At 64.2% G+C, this 21,345-nt stretch carries 16 protein-coding genes; 8 read left to right on the top strand and 8 right to left on the bottom strand.

Features of this window, described 5'->3' with window-relative positions; translation table 11 throughout:
* Positions 1 to 3: 3 nt before the first annotated feature.
* From P0Y58_15740 to P0Y58_15730, 3 genes are read right to left on the bottom strand one after another with little or no spacing between them, the layout of a single operon-like run.
* Entirely contained in the window at positions 4 to 327 is a 324-nt protein-coding gene (locus P0Y58_15740) for an NIPSNAP family protein (protein ID WEK33339.1), read from the bottom strand.
* Complete coding sequence (locus P0Y58_15735; GenBank protein WEK28361.1) at positions 327 to 2,045, bottom strand: FAD-dependent oxidoreductase; 1,719 nt, start codon at positions 2,043 to 2,045, stop codon at positions 327 to 329. The genes P0Y58_15740 and P0Y58_15735 overlap by 1 nt, the downstream gene beginning before the upstream one ends.
* Positions 2,042 to 2,869, bottom strand: coding sequence for an SDR family NAD(P)-dependent oxidoreductase (locus P0Y58_15730; protein WEK28360.1), 828 nt, complete (start codon positions 2,867 to 2,869; stop codon positions 2,042 to 2,044). Before P0Y58_15730 ends, P0Y58_15735 begins: the two co-directional genes overlap by 4 nt.
* A gap of 177 nt (positions 2,870 to 3,046) precedes the next feature.
* Between P0Y58_15730 and P0Y58_15725 the strand changes: the two genes are divergently transcribed.
* Positions 3,047 to 3,919 carry a helix-turn-helix domain-containing protein gene (locus tag P0Y58_15725; GenBank protein WEK28359.1) on the top strand — a complete coding sequence of 291 codons (873 nt, stop codon included), beginning with the start codon at positions 3,047 to 3,049 and terminating at the stop codon, positions 3,917 to 3,919.
* A gap of 136 nt (positions 3,920 to 4,055) precedes the next feature.
* Here the strand turns inward: P0Y58_15725 and P0Y58_15720 are convergent, their stop codons facing one another.
* The 5 genes from P0Y58_15720 to P0Y58_15700 all read right to left on the bottom strand — a co-directional run bounded on the left by P0Y58_15720 (position 4,056) and on the right by P0Y58_15700 (position 9,912).
* Positions 4,056 to 4,826, bottom strand: coding sequence for an IclR family transcriptional regulator (locus P0Y58_15720; GenBank protein WEK28358.1), 771 nt, complete (start codon positions 4,824 to 4,826; stop codon positions 4,056 to 4,058).
* A 68-nt stretch (positions 4,827 to 4,894) separates the two neighbouring features.
* Complete coding sequence (locus P0Y58_15715; GenBank protein ID WEK28357.1) at positions 4,895 to 6,349, bottom strand: amidase; 1,455 nt, start codon at positions 6,347 to 6,349, stop codon at positions 4,895 to 4,897.
* Positions 6,346 to 7,656 (bottom strand): citrate-proton symporter, encoded by a 1,311-nt coding sequence (locus tag P0Y58_15710; protein WEK28356.1) that lies wholly within the window; start codon positions 7,654 to 7,656, stop codon positions 6,346 to 6,348. The genes P0Y58_15715 and P0Y58_15710 overlap by 4 nt, the downstream gene beginning before the upstream one ends.
* An 86-nt stretch (positions 7,657 to 7,742) precedes the next feature.
* Entirely contained in the window at positions 7,743 to 8,918 is a 1,176-nt protein-coding gene (locus tag P0Y58_15705) for a M20 family metallopeptidase (protein WEK28355.1), read from the bottom strand.
* Positions 8,919 to 9,042: 124 nt separating this feature from the next.
* Entirely contained in the window at positions 9,043 to 9,912 is an 870-nt protein-coding gene (locus tag P0Y58_15700; protein ID WEK28354.1) for an RHS repeat-associated core domain-containing protein, read from the bottom strand.
* 153 nt (positions 9,913 to 10,065) lie between these two features.
* On the opposite strand from P0Y58_15700, the gene P0Y58_15695 reads away from it, so the two are divergent.
* The 7 genes from P0Y58_15695 to P0Y58_15665 all read left to right on the top strand — a co-directional run bounded on the left by P0Y58_15695 (position 10,066) and on the right by P0Y58_15665 (position 21,266).
* Complete coding sequence (locus P0Y58_15695; protein ID WEK28353.1) at positions 10,066 to 12,582, top strand: excinuclease ABC subunit UvrA; 2,517 nt, start codon at positions 10,066 to 10,068, stop codon at positions 12,580 to 12,582.
* A gap of 87 nt (positions 12,583 to 12,669) precedes the next feature.
* Positions 12,670 to 13,176: a sigma-70 family RNA polymerase sigma factor gene (locus P0Y58_15690; protein ID WEK28352.1), complete on the top strand. Its 507-nt coding sequence runs from the start codon at positions 12,670 to 12,672 to the stop codon at positions 13,174 to 13,176.
* Entirely contained in the window at positions 13,176 to 14,138 is a 963-nt protein-coding gene (locus P0Y58_15685) for a FecR domain-containing protein (GenBank protein WEK28351.1), read from the top strand. Before P0Y58_15690 ends, P0Y58_15685 begins: the two co-directional genes overlap by 1 nt.
* A gap of 89 nt (positions 14,139 to 14,227) precedes the next feature.
* Positions 14,228 to 16,645, top strand: a complete 2,418-nt coding sequence (locus P0Y58_15680) for a TonB-dependent receptor (GenBank protein WEK28350.1) — start codon at positions 14,228 to 14,230, stop codon at positions 16,643 to 16,645.
* 181 nt (positions 16,646 to 16,826) lie between these two features.
* Positions 16,827 to 18,476 carry an MFS transporter gene (locus P0Y58_15675; GenBank protein ID WEK28349.1) on the top strand — a complete coding sequence of 550 codons (1,650 nt, stop codon included), beginning with the start codon at positions 16,827 to 16,829 and terminating at the stop codon, positions 18,474 to 18,476.
* Complete coding sequence (locus P0Y58_15670) at positions 18,473 to 19,606, top strand: HlyD family secretion protein (GenBank protein WEK28348.1); 1,134 nt, start codon at positions 18,473 to 18,475, stop codon at positions 19,604 to 19,606. The genes P0Y58_15675 and P0Y58_15670 overlap by 4 nt, the downstream gene beginning before the upstream one ends.
* Positions 19,607 to 19,967: 361 nt before the next feature.
* Positions 19,968 to 21,266: an MFS transporter gene (locus tag P0Y58_15665; GenBank protein WEK28347.1), complete on the top strand. Its 1,299-nt coding sequence runs from the start codon at positions 19,968 to 19,970 to the stop codon at positions 21,264 to 21,266.
* The last annotated feature ends 79 nt before the right edge of the window (positions 21,267 to 21,345 follow it).

Below are 21,345 nucleotides of genomic sequence, written 5' to 3'. Positions count from 1 at the left end.
GTTTCAACCCAGGCTGCGAAAGCGCACTGGCCTGATGATCCGTGTTTCCTGCGCCACCACCAGGTCGCGGGTGGCGTGCAGGTAAGCGGCAAAGTCCGGGTCGGCATCGCGCGCCGCGCTGCGTGCTTCAAAGTCATCGAGGCTGTCATACCCCCACAGATGCACCACCTGGTTCAGCGGCCCGATGCTGCTGGTGTAGAACGCCAGCGGTGCGCCAAGGTGGCGCAGCAATATCGGCATCGCCAACTGGTCGAAGGCTTCAAGAAAGGCCGCCATGCAGCGCGGGCGAATGGTGTAGATGCGGTGATCGACCACAGCCTTGTCCATCACGCCACCTCCCGCGCATTGCCCGACGCCGCCAGCCCCTGTTCGACGCCTGCCAGATGGCGACCGGTGATGTAGCCAAACGTCATGATCGGCCCCAGGGTAATGCCGGCACCGGGGTAGTTGCCGCCCATGATGCTGGCGCGGTCGTTACCCACCGCATACAGCCCCTCGATGACCTGCCCGTCGGCGGCCAACACTTCACCGACCACACTGGTGCGCAGCCCGTCGAAGGTGCCCAGATCGCCCATGATCACCTTCACGGCAAAATACGGCCCCTCGCCCACTGGCGCTACGCACGGGTTGGGCTGTTGCTGCGGGTCGGCCAGGTAGCGGTTGAAGCTGGTGGTGCCGCGGCCGTACTGGCGGTCCTCGCCCTGCACTGCTCCAAGGTTGTAATCGCGCACGGTCCGCTCCAGCCCTTGCGCATCGATACCGGCCTTGCCTGCCAGCTCGGCCAGGGTCTTGCCCTTGAGCAGGTAGCCATTACGCAACAGTGGCCCTGTCGGCATCGGTGCTGGCTTGGCGAAACCCAGGCCGTACTTCGCCAGGGTGCGGCGGTCGCACACCAGCCACATGGCGGTTTCAGTCTGCCCGGCGCAAGCCTCGATCAAGGCAGCACCCACGTCATGGTAAGAGTTCGACTCGTTGGTGAAACGTTGGCCCGAATGCAGCACCCCGATCACACCCGGCTTGTAGCGGTCGAGCAAATGCGGAAAAGCGCTGTAGCGCCCGGCACCTACCGGTACCTTCGATACTGGCATCCAGGCTGCTGGCGCTTGCAGGCGGATATCGACCTTGGCACCCAGCGCCTCTGCCATGCGCGCACCATCGCCAGTATTACCCGCAGGCACCGGTGAAAAATGCTCACCACCACGACGTACATGCGGGTAGGCCTGGCGCAACCGTTGCAGGTCGTGAGAGAACCCACCACAGGCCAGCACCACCCCACGCCGGGCCTGAATACGCAGTTCGCTGTCGCCTTGCCCGGCCAGCGCACCCACAACCCGGCCACCTTCGCGCAGCAACTGCCGCGCCGGGGTGCCGGTGAGGATCGGGATACCCAGGTCGAGGGCCGAGCGCACCAGGCGCGCCGCCAAGGCATTGCCGCTGGTGACCTGGGTACCGCGCCGATACAGGGCCAGCTCCTTCAGGTGGGTCAACAGGCGCTTGGCCACATACACGAACGATGTCAGCGAGCGGGTAACGTTGAAGAAGTGCTTGAGGTCGGCATTCGACGAGTTGAACATCATGCCGATGAAGGTGATGGTTTTCAGCGGCGGGCGCAGGCGGGCCATGTCCGGCCCAAGGCCACGGATGTCGTAAGGTGCGGCCAGTATCGAGCGGCCCACATCGACGCCACCTTCTACCTGTGGGTGATAGTCGGGGTACAGCGTGGGCACGAACTTCACGGCAGTTTCCCGCTCGAAAAAGTCCACCATTTGCGGCCCGTAGCGCAAGAAGGCCTCAACCCCCGCCGCGTCAAAGCAGGCACCGGTTTCGTTGCGCAGGTAAGTCATGGCCGCCTCGGGGCTGTCGTTGGCGCCGTGCCTGTTGCCAGGCACCCACAGCACACCCCCGGAAAACGCCGTGGTACCACCAAAGCAGTCGTCTTTTTCGATGACGATCACTTCAAGGCCATGCTTCTTCGCAGCAATCGCCGTTGCCAGGCCGCCGGCGCCCGCGCCGACCACCAGCACATCGCAGTGTCGTGTGCTCATGAGCGTGCCCCTTCAAAGCCTGGGCGCGGGATCAGCGCCATGGGCATGCTTTCAAGCCCCCCATCCACGGTCAGCTCTGCACCGTTGATGTAGTCGGCGCGCGGGCTGGCCAGGAATAGCACGGCTTCGGCGATATCCTGCGGCTCACCAATGCGCTGGTTGGCCGTCATGGCGCTGCGCTGGCGTTCGATCTGCGGGTCGGCATAAAACGCTGCCGACAAAGGTGTGCGGATCAACCCTGGGCAGACTGCGTTGCTGCGCACACCTCGCGGCCCCCATTCCACGGCAATCTGCCGCGAAAGCATGCTGACCCCGGCCTTGGCCGCACTGTACGCACCGCTGTTGGGTTGCGGGTAATGGGCAGCGATCGAGGCCACGTGCACGATACGGCCCTGCTCCCGGGCCAGCATCGAGCGGCCAAAGGCCTGGGCGCACAGCAGGTAGCCCGTGAGGTTGACCGCCAGTACCTGGTTCCATTGCTCCAGGGTCAGCACGTCCAACGCACCGGGGCGCAGCACGCTGGCATTGTTGACCAGTACATCGCAGCGCCCATGCAGCGCCTGAATCTGGGCAGCGGCCTGCTCCACGCTGGCCGGGTCGGCGATGTCGCAGCCCAGGGCGCTGACCTCACCGACACTGTGTTCACCCAGGGTGGCCGCCAGTTCACGGCATTTGTCCAGGTCACGGTCCAGCAGCACCACATGGGCCTGCTGTTCGACCAGGGCAGCGGCCAGCGCCGCGCCAATACCACCGGCGGCGCCGGTGACCACGCAGACGGCCGAGTCCAGGCCCAGCCATTGAGAGGGGATCTTGTTGTTGTGCATGCTGCTCTCCAGAGTATCGCTTCATCTGGGTCACAGCCTAGGGCGGGCAGGCGCACCGGCAGAATGGACAAAACCTGCAACCAATCCCACATTCCCGACAATTTTCTCCCCGCCACCTGAAGCATTCAGGCAGCTGTGGCACAGTAGCCGGGTACGGAACAGAACAATTACAACAACATGAACAAGATCCCCAACTACGCCCTGTACGGTGAAACCGCACAACCGGTGTGGCATGAAGCCCTGCATGTGGAGCAGATCTCCCAGCGATCTGGCGCCCACAACTGGGAAATTGCCGCACACCGTCATGAAGGCTTGCTGCAACTGCTATATCTGCAGAGCGGCGGCGGTGAAGTGCTGTTCGACAGTGACCGGCTCCAGGTGCAGGCACCATGCGTGGTGTATGTGCCGGCTCAGGTGGTGCATGGTTTCCATTGGGCCGGCCAGGTCGAGGGCCAGGTGATCACCGCCGCTCAGCACCCGCTGGAAAGCATTGCCCAGGTGCTGGCACCCAACCTGCTGGTGCAACTGCGCAAACCGCAGGTGATCGCCCTGCCATCATGGCCAGCCGACGAAGACCCCTTGCTGCCGCTGTGCATGGCCTTGCGCGAGGAGTACCACAACCGCGCCCGCGAGCATGTGGCCAGCAGCATGGCGCTGTTGCTGACGCTGGTGATTCAGGTGCTGCGCCATGAGCCGCAGTTGCCCCACGGTGAGCAACGCCCAGTGTCAAGGCGCAGTCAGCAGCTGACCAGTTTTCGTGAGCAGGTGGACATGCACTACCGCGCGCACTGGCCACTGGCGGACTATGCCGCCGAGCTCGGCATGACCCTGGCTACGCTGGGGCGGTTGTGCCAGGAGCACCTGGGCATGACGCCAATGAGCGTGATCAATGCCCGGCTGGTGCTGGAGGCCAAGCGCATGCTGGGGCATTCGAGCCTTAGCGTGAAAGAGATCGCCCATGAGCTGGGGTTTGCCGATGTGGGGTATTTCAGCCGGTTCTTTCGCAAGCATGCGGGGGTTAGCCCTAGCGGCTTTCGCGAGGGCCAGTAACACCTGCAAGCTTTGCTGTGGCCTGCACCGGCCTCTTCGCGGGCTCGCCCGCTCCCACAGGTTCTGTGCAACCCCATGCAACACGCTTTCCCTGTGGGAGCGGGCATGCCCGCGAAAGGGCCAGTGCAGGATGACCTCAGGCCAAGGCCCGCTGCACATCGCCCACGGTACTCGCCAGGCTGCTCAGGTGCAGGTTCAACACCCGCTCCACAGGGGCCCGATCCAGCGGCCAGTGCAAGGCGATGCTCCCGGCCAGGCGCCCGTCGGCATGCACCGGCAAAGCAATGGCGCGGATCAGGAATGGCAAGCGCACCGGGTACTCCCAGTACCCTTCAGTGCGCTGGCCAAAGCCTTTGTGGGCGTCTTCTTCGATGTTGCGCAGCACCGCGTCATCGCGCAGCCGTTCATGGGCCGCCAGGCGCTGCACTTCATCGACTGCCAGCTCACCCAGGCACGCCCGCCCCATGGCCGAGTGAAACAGGCTGGCATGGTGCCCGACGATCTGGCAGGTATGCGGGTAGCGCTTGCGCAGTACCTGAGGGATGGCGCTCTCCATCACCTCCAGCCGCTCGCCGTCGAAGCACGACAAGTCCACTACCAGCCCGGTGCGCTCGCTCAGTTCCAGCAGCATCGGTGCGGCACTTTCCACCAGGCGCCGCTTGAAACGCATCTGCCGGTCACCGAACAGCCGCCGCGCGCACAGGCGATAACGCCGGTCGCTCAGGCCACGGTAGACCCAGCCCTGCTCCTGCAGCGTGGCGAGCATACGCGACGCCGTGGCCTTGGGCAGGCCGGTAAGGTAATGCAGTTCTTCCAGGCCCAGGGCCTGGTGCTCGCCCAACAGGTCGACAATGGCCAGCGCACGCTCCACCGAACGTACGCCGCCGCTGTCTGCCGTAATGCCCATGAGTATGACCTCCCTGTAGCTGGATGGTCAGCATAGCCAGCAAGAACCGCGCCTGCCCAGTGCTTTCATCAGGCCAACAGGCACGGTGGCGGTCGTCGTTCAACCCAGCGGGTCAGCTGTTCATGGGCGTAGGCCAGTTGCAATACGGCATGGTCGGCCTGGGCTGGCCCAATGATCTGCAGGCCCATTGGCAAACCGGCGCTGTTGAAGCCGACCGGTACGCTGATGCTCGGCAAACCGGCCAGGGTCGGCCCGATCACCACCTCCATCCAGCGATGGTAGGTGTCCATCGCCCGCCCACCGACGACCTGCGGCCATGCCAGCGTTGCCTCGAAAGGGAACACCTGGGCAGACGGCAACAGCAAGTAGTCGTAACATTCGAACAGGCTGGCCAAGGCGCGATACCAATCGCTGCGCTCCAGTGAAGCCTGGTACAGCGATGCCGCGCTCAGCTGCAAGGCACCCTCCACTTCCCATTGCGCTTCAGGCTTGAGCAAGGCGCGCCTGGCTGGGTCGGCATAGGCCGCGCCAAGGTTGCCGTGCACCAGGAAGTGGCGGTGGGTCAGCCAGCATTGCCACAAACGCGCCGGGTCGAATGCTGGTTGGCAAGCCTCTACCCGGCAGCCCAGCTCGGCAAAATCGGCCAACGCTGCCTCGCACAGGCCCATCACTCCGTCATCCATCGGCAGGTAGCCGTTGTAGTCACCCAGCCAGCCAACCCGCACGCCACGGAAATCGCGCTGCAGCCCTGCGGCGAAATCGCGGCGGCCCTCGCTCAACGACAGCGGCACCTGTGCATCAACGCCCGCCTGGGTCGACAACAGCCGCGCCACATCCACCACGCTGCGCCCCATCGGCCCTTCGGTCGCCAGTTGCTGCACGAACAGTTCAAGCGCCGGGCCATGGGGCACACGGCCCTGCGACGGGCGCAGGCCGAACACATTGTTGAACGCCGCCGGGTTGCGCAGCGAACCCATCATGTCGCTGCCGTCAGCCACTGGCAGCAGGCGCATGGCCAGCGCCGCTGCCGCCCCGCCACTGCTGCCGCCGGCCACCCGCTGCGGGTCGTAGGCATTGGTGGTGGTACCGAACAGGGTGTTGTAGGTTTGCGAACCGAGGCCGAACTCGGGCACGTTGCTTTTGCCAACAATCAGCGCCCCGCTCGCCCGCACCCTCGCCACGCTGATCGCATCATGCTCGGGTACCTGTTCGGCGAACAACGGCGAGCCCAGGGTGGTGCGCAGCCCGGCAGTGGCAGCCAGGTCCTTGATTGCCTGGGGCATGCCGTGCATCCAGCCGCGGGAATGGCCTTGCTGCAGCTCACGATCACGCTCATCGGCCTCGGCCAACACCGCCTCGCCCGGGCGCAGCGACACCAGTGCGTTGACCTGCGGGTTGCAACGTTCGATATGGGCCAGATAGGCCTGCATCACCTCCCGGCACGATACCTGGCGGGCATGGATGGCCTGGGACAACGCCTCGGCATCGAGGGCAACGATAGGGTCGATCGCTAGCGGCTTCACGGTTTTACTCCAAGGTTGAAGGCGACAGGCTTGCCCGCTCGGGGGGCTTCTTTCAGGCAGTAGGTGCCCAGCAACGTCAGCAGGCAGGCGAACAGCACGTAGAACGACGGTGCCACCGGCGTACCGAGTGCCTTGGTCAGCCAGGTGACGATCAACGGGGCAAAGCCGCCGAACACCATCACCGCCACGTTGTAAGCCACCGAGACGCCAGTGGAACGCACCTCCACCGGGAACTGTTCGGCCAGGGCAGTAGGTGCCGGCCCGAAGAAGCCGCCGATGGCCGTGCACAACAGCAGTTGCATCACCAGCAGGCGCTCCAGCGAAGGCGCGGCGGCCACCCACACATACAGCGGGTAGACCATCACGAAAAAGGCCAGGGTGAAAGCCATCAGCACCGGGCGCCGCCCCACCCGGTCAGACAACGCCCCGGCCAGCGGAATGACCACGGTCATCAGCCCCACCGCCAGCATCTGCACCAGCAGCACCTGGTCCAGCGGCAACCCGAGGCTCTTGTGGGCGAAGGTCGGCATGTTCACCAGCACCACGTAGAACGACACCGTCGCACCACAGGCCAGGCCCATTGACACCAGCAGGCTACGCCGGTGTTCACGCAATACCTGCCACAAGGTGGGCGACGGGCCCTTGGCCTGCCGGCGCGCCTCGACGAACTCCTCGGGCTCTTCCATGTGCTTGCGTATCCACAACCCGACCGGGCCGATCAGCAGGCCGAGCACGAACGGGATGCGCCAGCCCCAGCTGTCCAGCGCCTCAGGCGAACACAAGTGCGTCACCAGGGCCACCATCGCCGCCCCGGAAAACACCGCCAGGCACTGCCCCACCAATTGCCACGAACCGTACAGGCCCTTGCGGTGGGCCGGCGCGCTCTCTACAAGAAACGCCGTGGCACTGGCGTATTCACCACCGGTTGCAAAGCCCTGAAGCATACGCGCCACCACGATCAGCAGCGGCGCAGCCATGCCGATAGCCAGGTAATCTGGGGCAAAGGCGATCATGGCAATCGACACGGTCATCAGGCGGATGATCATCTGCATCGCCGCTTTGCGCCCCTTGCGGTCGGAATACATGCCCAGCAACACGCCGCCCACCGGGCGCATGAAAAAGCCGACGCCGAAAGTGGCCAAGGCCATCAGCAGCGAGGCGTATTCGTCATCGGACGGGAAAAACTGCCGGGCAATAATGCTGGCCAGAAAGCCGTACACGATAAAGTCGTACCACTCCAGGGCGTTGCCGATAACGGCGGCGACCACTTGCCGGGTACGCGACACGCCGGTGCTCGAAGTCTGCATAGGAAACACTCCACATAATGATTGGGTGATCGCCCAGGCGCGGTCGCGCCCGGGTTCGTTCCAGCGGCAGTCGTCAAAAAGGAGGGTCAGGCGGGCGCGAGCCAGCGCTCTGCCAGCGCGCCCCAGTAGGCGGCGCCGGTCAGCAGGATGTCGTCGTTGAAGTCGTAGGCCGGGTTGTGCACCATCGGCCGCCCAACGCCGTTGCCGATGAACAGGTAGGCGCCCGGGCAGCGTTGCAGCATCCAGGCAAAGTCTTCGCTGCCCATCAGCTTGCGGGTATTGCCATCTACCGCGTCGGCGCCGAGCAATTCGACCCCTACCTGCGTGGCAAAGGTGTTTTCTGCAGCATGGTTGACCAGCACCGGGTAGGCCGGACGGTGTTCGATACTGGCGCGGCAGCCAAAGCTTTCAGCCTGGCTGACGATGATCGCCCGCACCCGCTCCAGGGTCTGCGCCCGCACTTCAGCATTGAGCGCGCGCAGGCTCAGGCGCAGCAGCGCCTGTTGCGGGATCACATTGGCTGCTTCGCCGGCCTGCAAGGCGCCGACAGTAACCACGGCAGCTTCCTGTGCATCGATATTGCGCGCCACCACGGTTTGCAGCGCCATCACCACACTGGCCGCCGCCACTAGCGGATCCACGGTCAAGTGGGGCATTGAGCCGTGCCCGCCAACCCCGTCGAGGGTAACAGTGAGCAAGTCTTGTGAGGCCATCATCGGGCCTTCGCGAAAGCCTAGGTGCCCGGCCGGCAGCCCGGGCATGTTGTGCATGCCGAACAGTGCATCGCATGGGAAGCGTTCCAGCAGGCCGTCGGCCAGCATGGCCTCGGCGCCGCCCTGGCCCTCTTCGGCTGGCTGGAAGATCAGCGTCAGCGTGCCATCGAATTGTCGGGTTGCCGCCAGATAGCGGGCAGCCCCCAGCAACATGGTGGTGTGCCCGTCATGGCCACAGGCGTGCATGCAGCCTTGGTGTTGGCTACTGTACGCCGCACCGGTCGCCTCGTGGATGGGCAGCGCGTCCATGTCGGCACGCAGGCCCAGGCGGCGTTTGCTGCTGCCGCTGCGTAGCACACCGACCACACCGGTCTTACCGATGCGGGTGTGCACTTCATAGCCCCACTCCTCCAGCAATCGGGCGACCAGCGCCGAGGTGCGGCTTTCTTCAAAACCCAGTTCCGGGTGAGCGTGGATATCGTGACGGATCGCGTGCAGGTCGCTGGCCACATCGTCGAGCCAGGCCAGGATGTGCTGATGTCGGGACATGTGGAATCTCCTCGCGCGGGTGGTTTCCCGGTCTTGTTGTTTGCCTTGAGATCACGACGGGTGAGGCAGGTCGTGCCTGGCACAGCTAAACGCGAGGAGCCTTGCAGCACAATCTAATCTGGTTTCACACGGTGGAACCTAATTTGCCCGCTCTGGCAGAACGGCTATTCGACGCTTGGGTTCGCGCAGTGTAAGGCCATCTCACCAGCAATACTTTCTCCGGCAACGGCTCAAGGATGGCGGACTCCTGGCCACGCAGTCGGTTCCACCCGGTGGCTTCCTTCAGTGACTCTACTGCCAGTTTGCCCAATGGAATTCTGTTTACCCTGGCTTCTGCAAGGGTCGCTTTCATATCGGTCACCAGTTGCCGCATTTTAAACACGCCGGCAGTCGACGCTGCCCCCATCCCTAATACACAGACAATTTCACTTGCCAACCCGACCGTTGGATATCCGAAGGCCATCACTACACCAGGTATTTTCGTAACGGTACTGGCCAGGCCTCCATTGAAGATCATTGCATTGTTGGTACGGCTCGCAGCGTCGAACTCCTTGGGTACAGGCTGCCCATTCGTCTTGGCAACCGACCTTTTGACAATCGTTTTGGAGGCCTTGTTGAGCGAAGACAGCATGCCGACCGTCCCCCAGACCAACCCCGTACTTTGCCCTGCTATGCGTGTGGGTGAATGACCATCACGATCCACATTGTTTACCGGGTCGCCCAGGCAATAGGCGTAGGCATTGACCCCTCCGCGGTCGAACGGGCTGAACACATCCGGGCTGTGAAATCGCATCAGCCCTATGTCATAGACTCGTTTGCCACTGCCAAGCAGATAGCCGCGTGGCAATGGTCCATCCAGCTCGCCGGCAAAGCCCAGTGACGGGCGAGCCGGGGCGGCGTGAAAGCCGTAAGGCGTATACGACCGGGCAGCAAGGCTAAAATCCGGATGAACAGGGACTTGCTGATAAATCGCTTGTGACGCTGGGGCTTGCATGATTGAACCTCTTGGTAGCTATAGTCTGCTGGCCACACTAGCGATGTGCGCGTCACTCCGTAACTATCTGACTTGATGGTCAACAACACTGCCATCACTGCAGCGGCATTTGCTGTTACCTTGGACGCACTGTTCTGCTACAAGGTCTGCGTCATGCCTCCAAGCCCTAGTGCCGCAAGCGGCTTCGTCCGCGTCCGTGGTGCCCGCGAGCACAATCTGAAAAACATCGATGTCGATATCCCACGCGACGCTTTGGTGGTGTTCACGGGCGTATCCGGTTCGGGCAAGTCCTCCCTGGCTTTCTCCACGATCTATGCCGAAGCCCAGCGCCGCTATTTCGAATCGGTGGCGCCCTATGCCAGGCGCCTGATCGACCAGGTTGGGGTGCCGGATGTGGATGCCATCGAAGGCCTGCCGCCAGCCGTGGCCCTTCAGCAGCAACGCGGCACGCCAAGTGCCCGTTCCTCGGTGGGCAGCGTGACCACCTTGTCCAGCTCCATCCGCATGCTCTACTCGCGTGCCGGCCACTACCCGGCCGGGCAAGCGATGCTGTACGCCGAAGACTTTTCAGCGAATACGCCCCAGGGCGCCTGCCCCGAGTGCCACGGCATGGGCCGGGTCTACGAGGTGAACGAGGCAACCATGGTCCCCGACCCGTCGCTGACCATCCGCGAGCGCGCGGTGGCGTCCTGGCCAATGGCCTGGCAAGGGCAAAACCAGCGCGACATCTTGGTAACCCTGGGTTATGACGTCGATATTCCCTGGCGCGACCTGCCCCAGGCGCAGCGCGACTGGATCCTGTTCACAGAGGAAACGCCCACCGCACCGGTGTATGCCGGCCTGACCCCGGCACAGACCCGCGAAGCACTCAAGCGCAAGCAGGAACCCAGCTACCAGGGTACTTTCATGGGCGCCCGCCGCTACGTGCTGCATACGTTCATGCACTCGCAAAGCGCGCAAATGCGCAAGCGCGTGGCCCAGTTCATGCGTCCCAGCCCCTGCCCTCAGTGCCAGGGCAAGCGTCTGAAGCGCGAGGCGCTGGGTGTGACCTTCGCCGGCCTGGACATCGCCGAGCTGTCGAACCTGTCTTTGCAGGCGTTGGCCGAGGTGTTCCGCAAGGTGGCGGCAGCGGACTACCTTACACAGCAACAGGACGATCTGACCCTGGAAAAACGCCTGGCCGCCCAACGTATCGCCAATGAGTTGCTGGAGCGCATCGACACCCTGCTCGACCTGGGCCTCGGTTACCTGGCGCTTGAACGCAGCACTCCGACCTTGTCTTCCGGTGAGCTGCAACGCCTGCGCCTTGCCACCCAACTGAACTCGCAGCTGTTTGGCGTGATCTACGTGCTCGACGAACCATCGGCCGGTTTGCACCCGGCCGACAGCGAAGCGTTGTTCGAAGCTTTGCAGCGCCTGAAACACGCAGGCAATTCGGTGTATGTGGTGGAGCACGACCTGGACACCATGCGCCGCGCCGACTGGCTGGTGGATGTGGGGCCCGCTGCCGGCGAGCATGGCGGCACCATCCTCTACAACGGGCCGCCCGAAGGCCTGGCCGAGGTCGAGCCATCACGCACCCGCGCCTACCTGTTCAATGCCCAGGCCCAGACCACGCGTGAGCCCCGGCAGGCCCGCGACTGGCTGAAACTTGAGGGCATCACCCGCAACAATCTTGATAACCTCAGCGCCGCATTCCCGCTAGGCTGCTTTACGGCCGTTACCGGTATATCCGGCTCAGGCAAGTCCAGCCTGGTCAGCCAGGCCCTGCTGGAGCTGGTAGGCGCGCACCTGGGCCATGCCGAGCAACGTGGCGAGCCTGATGAGCAGAGCCTGGAAGACGAACCTGAACAGGCCAGCAGCGGCCATGTGAGTGCGGGCCTTGGTAGCATCAAGCGCCTGGTGCAGGTCGACCAGAAACCGATCGGCCGCACGCCGCGCTCCAACCTGGCCACCTACGCCGGCCTGTTCGACCATGTGCGCAAGCTGTTCGCGGCCACCGACCAGGCCAGGGCGCAGGGCTTCGACGCCGGGCGCTTTTCCTTCAACGTTGCCAAGGGCCGTTGTGCCAACTGCGAGGGCGAAGGGTTTGTCAGCGTCGAGTTGCTGTTCATGCCCAGTGTCTATGCGCCTTGCCCAACCTGCCACGGCGCCCGCTACAACCCCGAAACCCTGGCGGTGAGCTGGCAAGGCATGAACATCGCGCAAGTGCTGCAGCTGACGGTAGACCAGGCCCTGCAGGTATTTGCCGACCAGCCACCGGCGCGCCGTTGCCTGCAAGTGCTGCAGGATATCGGCCTGGGCTACCTGCGCCTGGGTCAACCCGCCACCGAACTGTCCGGTGGCGAAGCGCAGCGGATCAAGCTGGCGACCGAACTGCAGCGCATGGCCCGTGGGGCAACCCTGTATGTGCTGGATGAGCCCACCACCGGCTTGCACCCGCAGGATATCGACCGGTTGCTGGTGCAACTGAACCGCCTGGTCGAGGGTGGGCACAGCGTGGTGGTGGTCGAGCACGACATGCGCGTGGTGGCGCAGAGCGACTGGGTGATCGATATCGGGCCGGGGGCCGGGGATGCCGGAGGCAAGGTGGTGGTCAGTGGGCCGCCACAGAGGGTGGCAGGGTGTGCCGACAGCCGCACAGCGGCGTTTTTGGCCAAGGTCTTGTAGCGCATGCGCATTGCCAGGTTTCGTGGCGGCGCATAGAATGCGATCAATTCTTAATTACACCCTTTTGCCCGGAATCTCGCGCCCACCATGCCGCCCGCCGACCCTACTCTCAACCTGCAGGTTCAAGCGCTGTACACCGAGCACCATGGCTGGTTGCAAGGCTGGCTGGGGCGCAAGCTGGGCAATGCCTGCGATGCCGCCGACCTGGCCCACGACACCTTCGTGCGCCTGCTCAGCCGCCAGGGCAATAGCTACTTTGGCAGCGAACCCAGGGCCTTGCTCACCCATATCGCCAAAGGCCTGGTGGTCGACCGCTGGCGCCGTCAGGATGTGGAACGGGCCTACCTGGAAGCCATCGCTCATTTACCCGAACCCGAGGTCCCCTCTCCGGAAACGCGCTGGCTGATCCTTGAAACCCTCTACCGCGTCGACGCCATGCTGCGCGAAATGCCGGCGCGGGTGCGCCAGGTATTCCTGCTCTCGCAGCTTGACGGGCTGACTTACCCACAAATCGCCGACCAGCTGCAGGTTTCGCTGATAACCATCAAGCGCGACATGCGCACCGCTTTCCTCGCTTGCCTGAGCATCGACTGATGGCACAGCCAATCGACCCGCTGATTCTCGGTGAGGCAGCCGACTGGCTGGTACAACTGCAATCAGGCACCGCCTCCGAAGACGATCAGCGCGCTGTTCAGGCCTGGTGCCAACGCAGCGCACAGCACGCCCAGGCCTGGCAGCGGGCCGAAGCCATTCTGGGTGATTTCCGCCGCCTGCCCACACCGGTTACCGGCGAAACCTTGCGCCGGCTCAGCCGCAACGGTGCCGTCAGCCGCCGCCAGGCCCTGCACCGGCTTGGGTTGTGGCTGCTGGCTACACCTGCGGCCTGGCTGGCCTGGCGTGAAACACCCTGGCAGCAATGGACTGCCGATGCCCGCACAGCGGTCGGCGAGCAACGCGCGTTAACGCTCGCCGACGGCAGCCAGGTACTGCTGAACACCGATACCGCCATCGATATCACGTTCGATGCCCGACAGCGTCGCATCGACCTGCTGGCAGGCGAAATTCTGCTCACCAGCGCCAAAGACCCTGCCACCCCGGCCCGCCCACTGCTTGTACGCACCCTGCATGGCCAGGCCACTGCGCTGGGCACCCGCTTCAGCGTGCGTATCGATGGCGGGCTGACCCGGGTGGCCGTACTTGAAGGCGCAGTCGATACCCGTCCGCTGCACGCCGGCGGCCTGTTGCTCAAGGCTGGCGAGCGCAGCGCTTTCGATGCCGACCGCGTACTGCCCGCCTCTACGCTGGAAACCGGTGACCTGGCTTGGGAGCACGGCATGCTGCTGGCCCGTGACATGCGCCTGGCCGACCTGCTACTGGAGCTGGGACGCTATCGCCCCGGCGTGCTGCGCTGCCACCCGGCCGTGCGTGAGCTGAAAGTATCTGGCGCTTTCCCCCTGGCCGACACCGATGCCAGCCTGCGGCTGCTGAGCGACACCCTGCCGGTGAATATCCAGGGTATGACCCGCTACTGGGTGACTGTGGAGCCACAAGCGTAAAAGCCAAGCGCAGAAAAATTGATACCTTTTCCTGCGTCGTCCGGTGATGAGTGCAGAACCCTCATCTTCTGCCTTCACAGGACCCTCGCATGACGCCTCGCCAGCCCTATCGCTTCCGCCTCAAGGCCCTGTGCCTTGCCATCGCCATGGCCACCTTGGCCCCCCTGGCGATGGCGGCCGATACCACCGCGCACACCTACCACCTGGCGCCTGGCCCTCTGGCTGACGTGCTGGCACGCTTCGCCGCCAGCGCCGGCGTCCCCCTGTCGTTTGACCCGGCGCTGCTCAAAGGCGTGCAAAGCCAGGGCCTTGAAGGTGACTACAGCGTGCCGGAAGGCTTCGCCCGCCTGCTCGATGGCAGCGGCTACAGCCTGATCAGCACCGACAGCGGCGGCTTCACCCTGGCGCCAAGGGTGGACTTGGGCAATGCCCTGGAACTGGGCGCAACAACCATCAACAGTGACCTGGCGGCCAGCAGCGATACCTGGCAAGGCGGCCAGGTGGCCCGCAGCGCGCGCCTGGGCGTGCTCGGCGACCAACCGATCAGCGATGTCCCGTTCAGTGTCACCAGCTTCACCGCCAAGACCATCGCCGACCAGCAGGCACGCACCCTGGGCGACGTCTTGCTGAATGATGCCGCCGTGCGCCAGTCGGCGGGCTTCGGCAATTTCTCCCAGGTATTCACCATACGCGGCCTACCGCTGAACACTGACGACATCAGCTACAACGGCTTGTACGGCGTGCTGCCCCGGCAGATCGTCACCACCGAAGCGCTGCAACGGGTGGAGGTGTTCAAGGGCCCGAATGCCTTCCTCAACGGTGTCGCCCCCCAGGGCAGCGGCATCGGTGGCGCGGTCAATCTGGTACCCAAGCGCGCCGAGGACACCCCTACCCGCCATGTCACCCTCGACTACGCCACCGGCGCCAATATCGGCGGGCATCTGGACCTGGGCAAACGTTTTGGAGAGGACAACCGCTTCGGTGCACGTATCAACCTGGCCCAGCATGACGGCGGCACCGGCGTCCACGACGAGGCGCAGCATTCCACCCTGGTGGCCGTGGCGCTGGACTACCGCGGCGAACGCCTGCGCCTGTCCACCGACCTGGGTTACCAGAAAGAGCGTATCAACCAGGGCCGTGCGGTGATCTACCCCACCGGCAGCAAGGTACCGCGCGCGCCGTCCGCCCGCGACAACTATTCCCAACCCTGGACCTGGTCGCAGCTCGAAGACACCTATGGCATGGTCAACGCCGAGTACGACCTGAACGACAACTGGATGCTGTATGCCGGCGCAGGTGCCAAGCACACCCGTGAGAACGGCGAGTATTCCTCGCTGTATGTGAGCGACGAGAACGGTACAGCCCGCGGCGGCTACCTTTACCCGCCCCACGATGAGGACAACAAGAGCGCCATGGCCGGTATCAATGGCCGCTTCGCCACCGGGCCGGTGAGCCACCGGGTCAACTTCGGCCTCTCGGGCATGTGGGGCGAACAGCGCTCTGCCTATGCGGCGGTGACTTCCGCCAACCGCTATGACACCAACCTGTACCACCCTGTCACGGTGCCCCGGCCGACCAATACCTACACCGGCAGCGACCTGCACGACCCGCGCATCGTCGGCAAGAACCGCGTCAAGAGCGCGGCGGTGTCCGACACCCTGGGCTTTTTCGACGACCGCGTGCTGCTGACCGTTGGCGTGCGCAAACAGTCGATCGGTGTTGACGGCTGGGCCACGGCTACGGGTGTGCGCAACGCCAACTACGAAGAATCGGTGACCACGCCGGTATATGGCCTGGTGCTCAAGCCCTGGCAGCATGTGTCGTTCTACGCCAACCGCATCGAAGGCCTGGCGCAGGGCCCGACTGCGCCGTCAAGCGTGACCAATGCCAACGAAGTGTTCCCGCCCAAGCGCAGCAAGCAGGTGGAGGCCGGGGTCAAGCTCGATTGGGACAGTTTTGGTGCAACGCTTGGTGTGTACCGCATCGAACAGCCCAGCACCACCACCTACCGCGCTGCAGGTGCAACCCAGGACACCTTCAGCATGGATGGCGAGCAGGTCAACAAAGGCGTCGAGCTGAACCTGTTTGGCGAGCCGGTGGACGGCTTGCGTCTGCTGACCGGTGCAGTGTTCATGCGCACCGAGCTGAAAAACACGGCCAATGGTACCAACGACGGTAACCGTGCCCCTGGCGTGCCGCGTTTCCAGTACAACCTTGGCGCCGACTGGGACGTGCCCGGTATCGCCGGTGCCGCGCTCAATGCACGGCTGCTGCGCACCGGCGGCCAGTACGTCAACGCCAGCAACAGCCTGAACATCCCGGCCTGGACCCGGGTTGATCTGGGCGGGCGCTACCGTTTCAAGATGGATGACAATTGGGTGACCTTGCGCGCCAATGTGGAGAACGTGGCGAACAAGGCTTACTGGGCGTCGGCGTCGACTTCGAACAACTACCTGACCCAAGGTACACCGCGCGTGCTGCGCTTATCGGCCAGTGTTGATTTCTGAGCCTGGCGCCCGAGTCTCTGGTTAACCTGAACCGGCCTCTTCGCGGGCTCGCCCGCTCCCACAGGTACTGCACTGATCTCAGCTGTTGTGCGATTCCTGTGGGAGCGGGCAAGCCCGCGAAGAGGCCGGTGCAGGGGTAGACTGTTTTCAACTCCATGCAGCCTCAAGTACAGTCTGCCCCATGGAAAAATACGCCCCCCGCCAGTGGCTTCCCCACGAAAAACCCAGCCTGCCGGGCTCGCCCTCCACGCCTTTGCATTCGCCAGCCAAGCGCCTGGCCTATGGGGTGGTCGGCCTGCTGGTGGCAATCACCGGTGGCCTGGGCAACGCACTGGTCACCGCCAACCTGGTGTTCCTGCAGGGCGCCCTGGGCGCGACTACAGCGGAAATGGCCTGGCTGCCAGCCGCCTACGTGATGACCAACGTGTCCATCAACCTGCTGCTGGTGAAGTTTCGGCAACAGTTTGGCCTGCGCGCGTTCACCGAGGTGTTCCTGGTGCTGTATGCCCTGGTCACCTTTGCCCACCTGCTGGTCAACGACCTCAATTCGGCCATCGCCGTGCGTGCGGCCCACGGCATGGTCGGCGCGGCGCTCAGCTCGCTGGGGCTGTACTACATGATCCAGGCGTTTCCCGCGCAATGGCGGCTAAAGGCGATGGTATTGGGCCTGGGCGCCTCGCAGCTGGCGCTGCCGCTGGCGCGGATCTTTTCCGAAGACCTGCTGCAGATCGCCGAATGGCGTGGTCTGTACCTGTTCGAACTGGGCCTGGCGCTGGCTGCGCTGGGTTGCGTACTGATGCTCAAACTGCCGCCCGGTGACCGCTTCAAGACGTTCGAACCACTGGACTTCCTGACCTTCACCCTGATGGCCAGCGGCACCGCCCTGCTCTGCGCCGCGCTGTCGCTGGGGCGCATCGACTGGTGGCTGGAGGCGCCGTGGATCGGCGTGGCACTGGCGGCATCGATTGCGCTGATCTTCAGTGGCCTGGCCATCGAACACAACCGGCGCAACCCGTTGCTGATGACCCACTGGCTGGGCAGCGGTGCAATCATTCGCCTGGCCCTGTGTGTGGTGCTGATCCGCATGGTCACCTCCGAACAGTCCACCGGCGCGGTTGGTTTCCTGCAGGTGCTCAACATGGGCAGCGAGCAAATGCGCACGCTGTACTGGATCATGCTGCTGGGGGCAGTGGCGGGCCTGGCCAGCAGTGCCCTGACCATCAACCCCAACCACCTGGTGATCCCGCTGTTCGTCTCGCTGCTGGCCATGGCCACAGGTGCGTTTATGGACAGCAGCTCAAGCAACCTCACGCGCCCGGCACAGATGTACTTCAGCCAGTTTCTGCTGGCGTTCGGCAGCACCTTTTTCCTCGGCCCGTCGATGGCCCTGGGCATCAGCCATGTCCGCGCCAACCCGCGCAACCTGGTGAGCTTTTCGGTGTTGTTCGGCATCTGCAACAACCTCGGCGGGCTGATTGGCGCGGCATTGCTGGGCACCTTCCAGACCTGGCGCGAAAAGTTTCACTCCAGCCACCTGATGGACCGCCTCAGCTACCTGGAACCGTTGGTAACTGCCCGGGTACAAAGCGGCGGCAGCGCCTACGGTGGCCTGTTTGCCGACCCGGCACTGCGCAGCGAGGCCGGCATGCGTGTGCTGGCCAATGCCGCCACCCGCGAAGCCAATGTCATGGCCTACAACGATGTGTTCGTGCTGATCGGCAGCATCGCTATCCTGACCATGATCTGGATCTGCATCCGCAGCACCTGGCTCTGGCACGCAAGACGCCAGACCATCTCCACCGACTCCACCCCCGGCGCGCCCACCCGATGACCGACGACACCCGTACCACGACCACCACCGCCATCGCCGAAACCCCGGAAGGCGCCACACCACCCAGCGAGCCGACCAGCCCGGTGCGCTCCCGGCGGGTGCGCATCCTTTCAACCATCAGCTTCGCTTGCGTGGCCCTGGCCGGCATTCTGCTGGTGCTGTATGCCTGGCGCCTGCCGCCGTTCGGCAGCGCCATCGAGAGTACCGAAAATGCCCTGATACGCGGCCAGGTGACCATCATCGGCCCACAACTCAGCGGCTACATCGTCGACGTGCCGGTGCACGACTTTCAGTTCGTCAAGACCGGTGACCTGCTGGTGCAACTGGACGACCGCATCTACAAGCAGCGCCTGGCCCAGGCCAGTGCCCAGCTACAGCAACAGCAGGCAGCCCTGGCCAACAACCTGCAGCAGCGTAAAAGCGCGGAAGCGACCATTGCCCAGCGCCAGGCGGCCATCGGCGATGCGGCGGCCCAGGTAGCCAAGGCCAAAGCCGACCTTGGGCGCAATCAGGCGCTGGTCAATGACGGATCGGTATCGCGCCGTGACCTGGACCTGGCCCGGGCCAGTGAAGCCGCTGCGGTTGCCAGCCTGGATCAAGCCAGGGCGGCGCTGGAAATTGCCCGCCAGGACCGGGAAACGGTGGTGGTCAACCGGGAGGCGTTGCAGGCCTCGGTAGAGAATGCCAAGGCGGCTGTGGAACTGGCGCGCATCGACCTCGACAATACCCGGGTCACCGCCCCCCGCGACGGCCAACTGGGGCAGATCGGTACGCGCCTGGGGGCATATGTGAATTCCGGTGCACAGTTGATGGCGCTGGTGCCCGACACCCTGTGGGTGATTGCCAACATGAAGGAAACCCAAATGGCCAATGTACGCATCGGCCAACCGGTGAGCTTCACCGTGGATGCACTCAACCACCGCAAGCTGCTGGGGCACGTGCAGCAGATTTCACCCGCTGCCGGCTCGGAGTTCGCCCTGCTGCAGGCGGACAATGCCACCGGCAACTTCGTCAAGATTGCCCAGCGTATTCCGGTGCGCATCACTGTCGATGCCGACCAGCCGGAGGCCCGGCAACTACGGCCGGGGATGTCGGTGGTGGTCAGTATCGACACACGCAGCCAGGATTGATGGGGTGGCGACTGGCCCACGGGATGTCTGCCAAAGACATATTCATGTCGCCTTTGGACTGCGGCGTCTCGTCGCATGCCGATGCCCCTTGGGCAAACGCTTGCAAGCCCGTAGAATTGCGCCTCCTTTTCGCCCGTCGCCTTGAACGGTGGCAACCCGTAGCAATGACAGAGTCCGTGCCTGAACACATGAACGCACATGTGAAATAGGCTCAACCCTCCCCGCACAGCCCTGTTCCCGACAGGCCAGCGGTTGAGTCTTGCCCAGGTCGCATCCGTGTAGCCACTCGCCCCGTTGTCGGGTCGAGCCGGCGTGCGCGTCCGAGAAGGCGCTCATTCCGCTCATCCAACTAGAGGTTCGTATGTCTCCGCGTTTGCTGGCCATGGCGCTGGCGCCCCTGCTCGGGCTGTTCATCATTGCCCTGGGCAACGGCTTCATGTCTTCCCTGACTACCCTGCGCCTGGGCGCTGCCGGTGAATCGGCCACCACCATCGGTGTCGTCTCGGCGAGCTACTTCATCGGCCTGACCCTCGGTGCCGTCTTCAACGACCGGCTGATCTTGCGCATCGGCCACATTCGCGCATACACAAGTTTTGCTTCGCTGATCGCCGCGACCATCCTGCTGCAGGGGTTGTTCTACGACGTCACCTGGTGGTCGGTGTTGCGCCTGATCAACGGCTGGGCGGCAGTGGGCGTGTTCCTGGTAATCGAAAGCTGGCTGCTGCTGGCCGGCGATGCGAAGATCCGTGGCCGCCTGCTGGCGCTGTACATGATCGCCTTCTACGGCGCCGGGGTGATTGCCCAGGCAGGCCTTGGCGAAATCACCCAGCTCGGTGACACCGCACCGTTCATGCTGGCTGGCGTACTGGCTGCCCTGTCGGTACTGCCCATCGTGATCCTGCCGCGAGTATCGCCACTGCTGGATCAGGTCGAGCCGCTCAAGCCCCGCCAACTGCTGGGCGTTGCACCGTCCGGGCTGGTAGGCTGCTTTGGCTCAGGTGTGATCATTGCCGGCATCTATTCCTTGCTGCCCCTGTACTTGCAACGCATCGGCCTGGACGTGGGTGAGGTCGGCACGATGATGGCCTGGGTGATCCTGGGCGCCATGCTGTTGCAGTACCCGGTCGGGCGCTGGTCGGACCGCAAGGACCGCCTGGATGTGCTGCTGGCCCTGGCTGCATTGTGCGTGGTGCTGTCACTGATTACGGTGTTCCTGTCATCGGACTCGCTCTTGCTGCCTGCAGTGCTGTTCCTGCTGGGTGGGGGCGTGTTCACACTGTACCCGGTGGCGGTCAGCCATGCGGCCGACCGGGCGCCGTCCGATGCACTGGTACCCATGATTCAAGGCTTGCTGCTGATCAACTCGCTGGGTTCGGCCATGGCGCCACTGGCCATTTCGCCGCTGATGACCTCGTTTGGCGAGGTCGGTCTGTTCTGGGCATTTGCCGTGGTCAACCTGGGCATGGTGTGCTTCTTCATGTGGCGCCGCGGCAAGCGCCCGGCGGCAGAGCACCCGGCACCGTTCACCGCATCCACCACCTTCTCGCCAACCGGCGCCGAGCTGCGGGTAACCGAAGACCTGATGCACGCGGCGCAGGAGCATCCGCCGCTGGAGCCGGTGGAAAGCCCGGCGCCAGCGCAGCGTTCGGACTCTCATTGATTCCTGGGGCCGCTTCGCGGCCCCAGAACCCACCGCTCGTCGCCCAGAAGGCACCCCGGCACCACTACCCAGCCAAACG

This window comes from Candidatus Pseudomonas phytovorans (assembly GCA_029202525.1).
Classification (GTDB): domain Bacteria; phylum Pseudomonadota; class Gammaproteobacteria; order Pseudomonadales; family Pseudomonadaceae; genus Aquipseudomonas; species Aquipseudomonas phytovorans.
This window is presented reverse-complemented; position numbering and strand designations above follow the sequence as displayed.

Coding starts and splice junctions, on each gene's coding strand:
- P0Y58_15740 (WEK33339.1), bottom strand. CDS start 327: ATGGACAAGGCTGTGGTCGATCACCGCATCTACACCATTCGCCCGCGC.
- P0Y58_15735 (WEK28361.1), bottom strand. CDS start 2,045: ATGAGCACACGACACTGCGATGTGCTGGTGGTCGGCGCGGGCGCCGGC.
- P0Y58_15730 (WEK28360.1), bottom strand. CDS start 2,869: ATGCACAACAACAAGATCCCCTCTCAATGGCTGGGCCTGGACTCGGCC.
- P0Y58_15725 (WEK28359.1), top strand. CDS start 3,047: ATGAACAAGATCCCCAACTACGCCCTGTACGGTGAAACCGCACAACCG.
- P0Y58_15720 (WEK28358.1), bottom strand. CDS start 4,826: ATGGGCATTACGGCAGACAGCGGCGGCGTACGTTCGGTGGAGCGTGCG.
- P0Y58_15710 (WEK28356.1), bottom strand. CDS start 7,656: ATGCAGACTTCGAGCACCGGCGTGTCGCGTACCCGGCAAGTGGTCGCC.
- P0Y58_15705 (WEK28355.1), bottom strand. CDS start 8,918: ATGTCCCGACATCAGCACATCCTGGCCTGGCTCGACGATGTGGCCAGC.
- P0Y58_15700 (WEK28354.1), bottom strand. CDS start 9,912: ATGCAAGCCCCAGCGTCACAAGCGATTTATCAGCAAGTCCCTGTTCAT.
- P0Y58_15695 (WEK28353.1), top strand. CDS start 10,066: ATGCCTCCAAGCCCTAGTGCCGCAAGCGGCTTCGTCCGCGTCCGTGGT.
- P0Y58_15690 (WEK28352.1), top strand. CDS start 12,670: ATGCCGCCCGCCGACCCTACTCTCAACCTGCAGGTTCAAGCGCTGTAC.
- P0Y58_15685 (WEK28351.1), top strand. CDS start 13,176: ATGGCACAGCCAATCGACCCGCTGATTCTCGGTGAGGCAGCCGACTGG.
- P0Y58_15680 (WEK28350.1), top strand. CDS start 14,228: ATGACGCCTCGCCAGCCCTATCGCTTCCGCCTCAAGGCCCTGTGCCTT.
- P0Y58_15675 (WEK28349.1), top strand. CDS start 16,827: ATGGAAAAATACGCCCCCCGCCAGTGGCTTCCCCACGAAAAACCCAGC.
- P0Y58_15670 (WEK28348.1), top strand. CDS start 18,473: ATGACCGACGACACCCGTACCACGACCACCACCGCCATCGCCGAAACC.
- P0Y58_15665 (WEK28347.1), top strand. CDS start 19,968: ATGTCTCCGCGTTTGCTGGCCATGGCGCTGGCGCCCCTGCTCGGGCTG.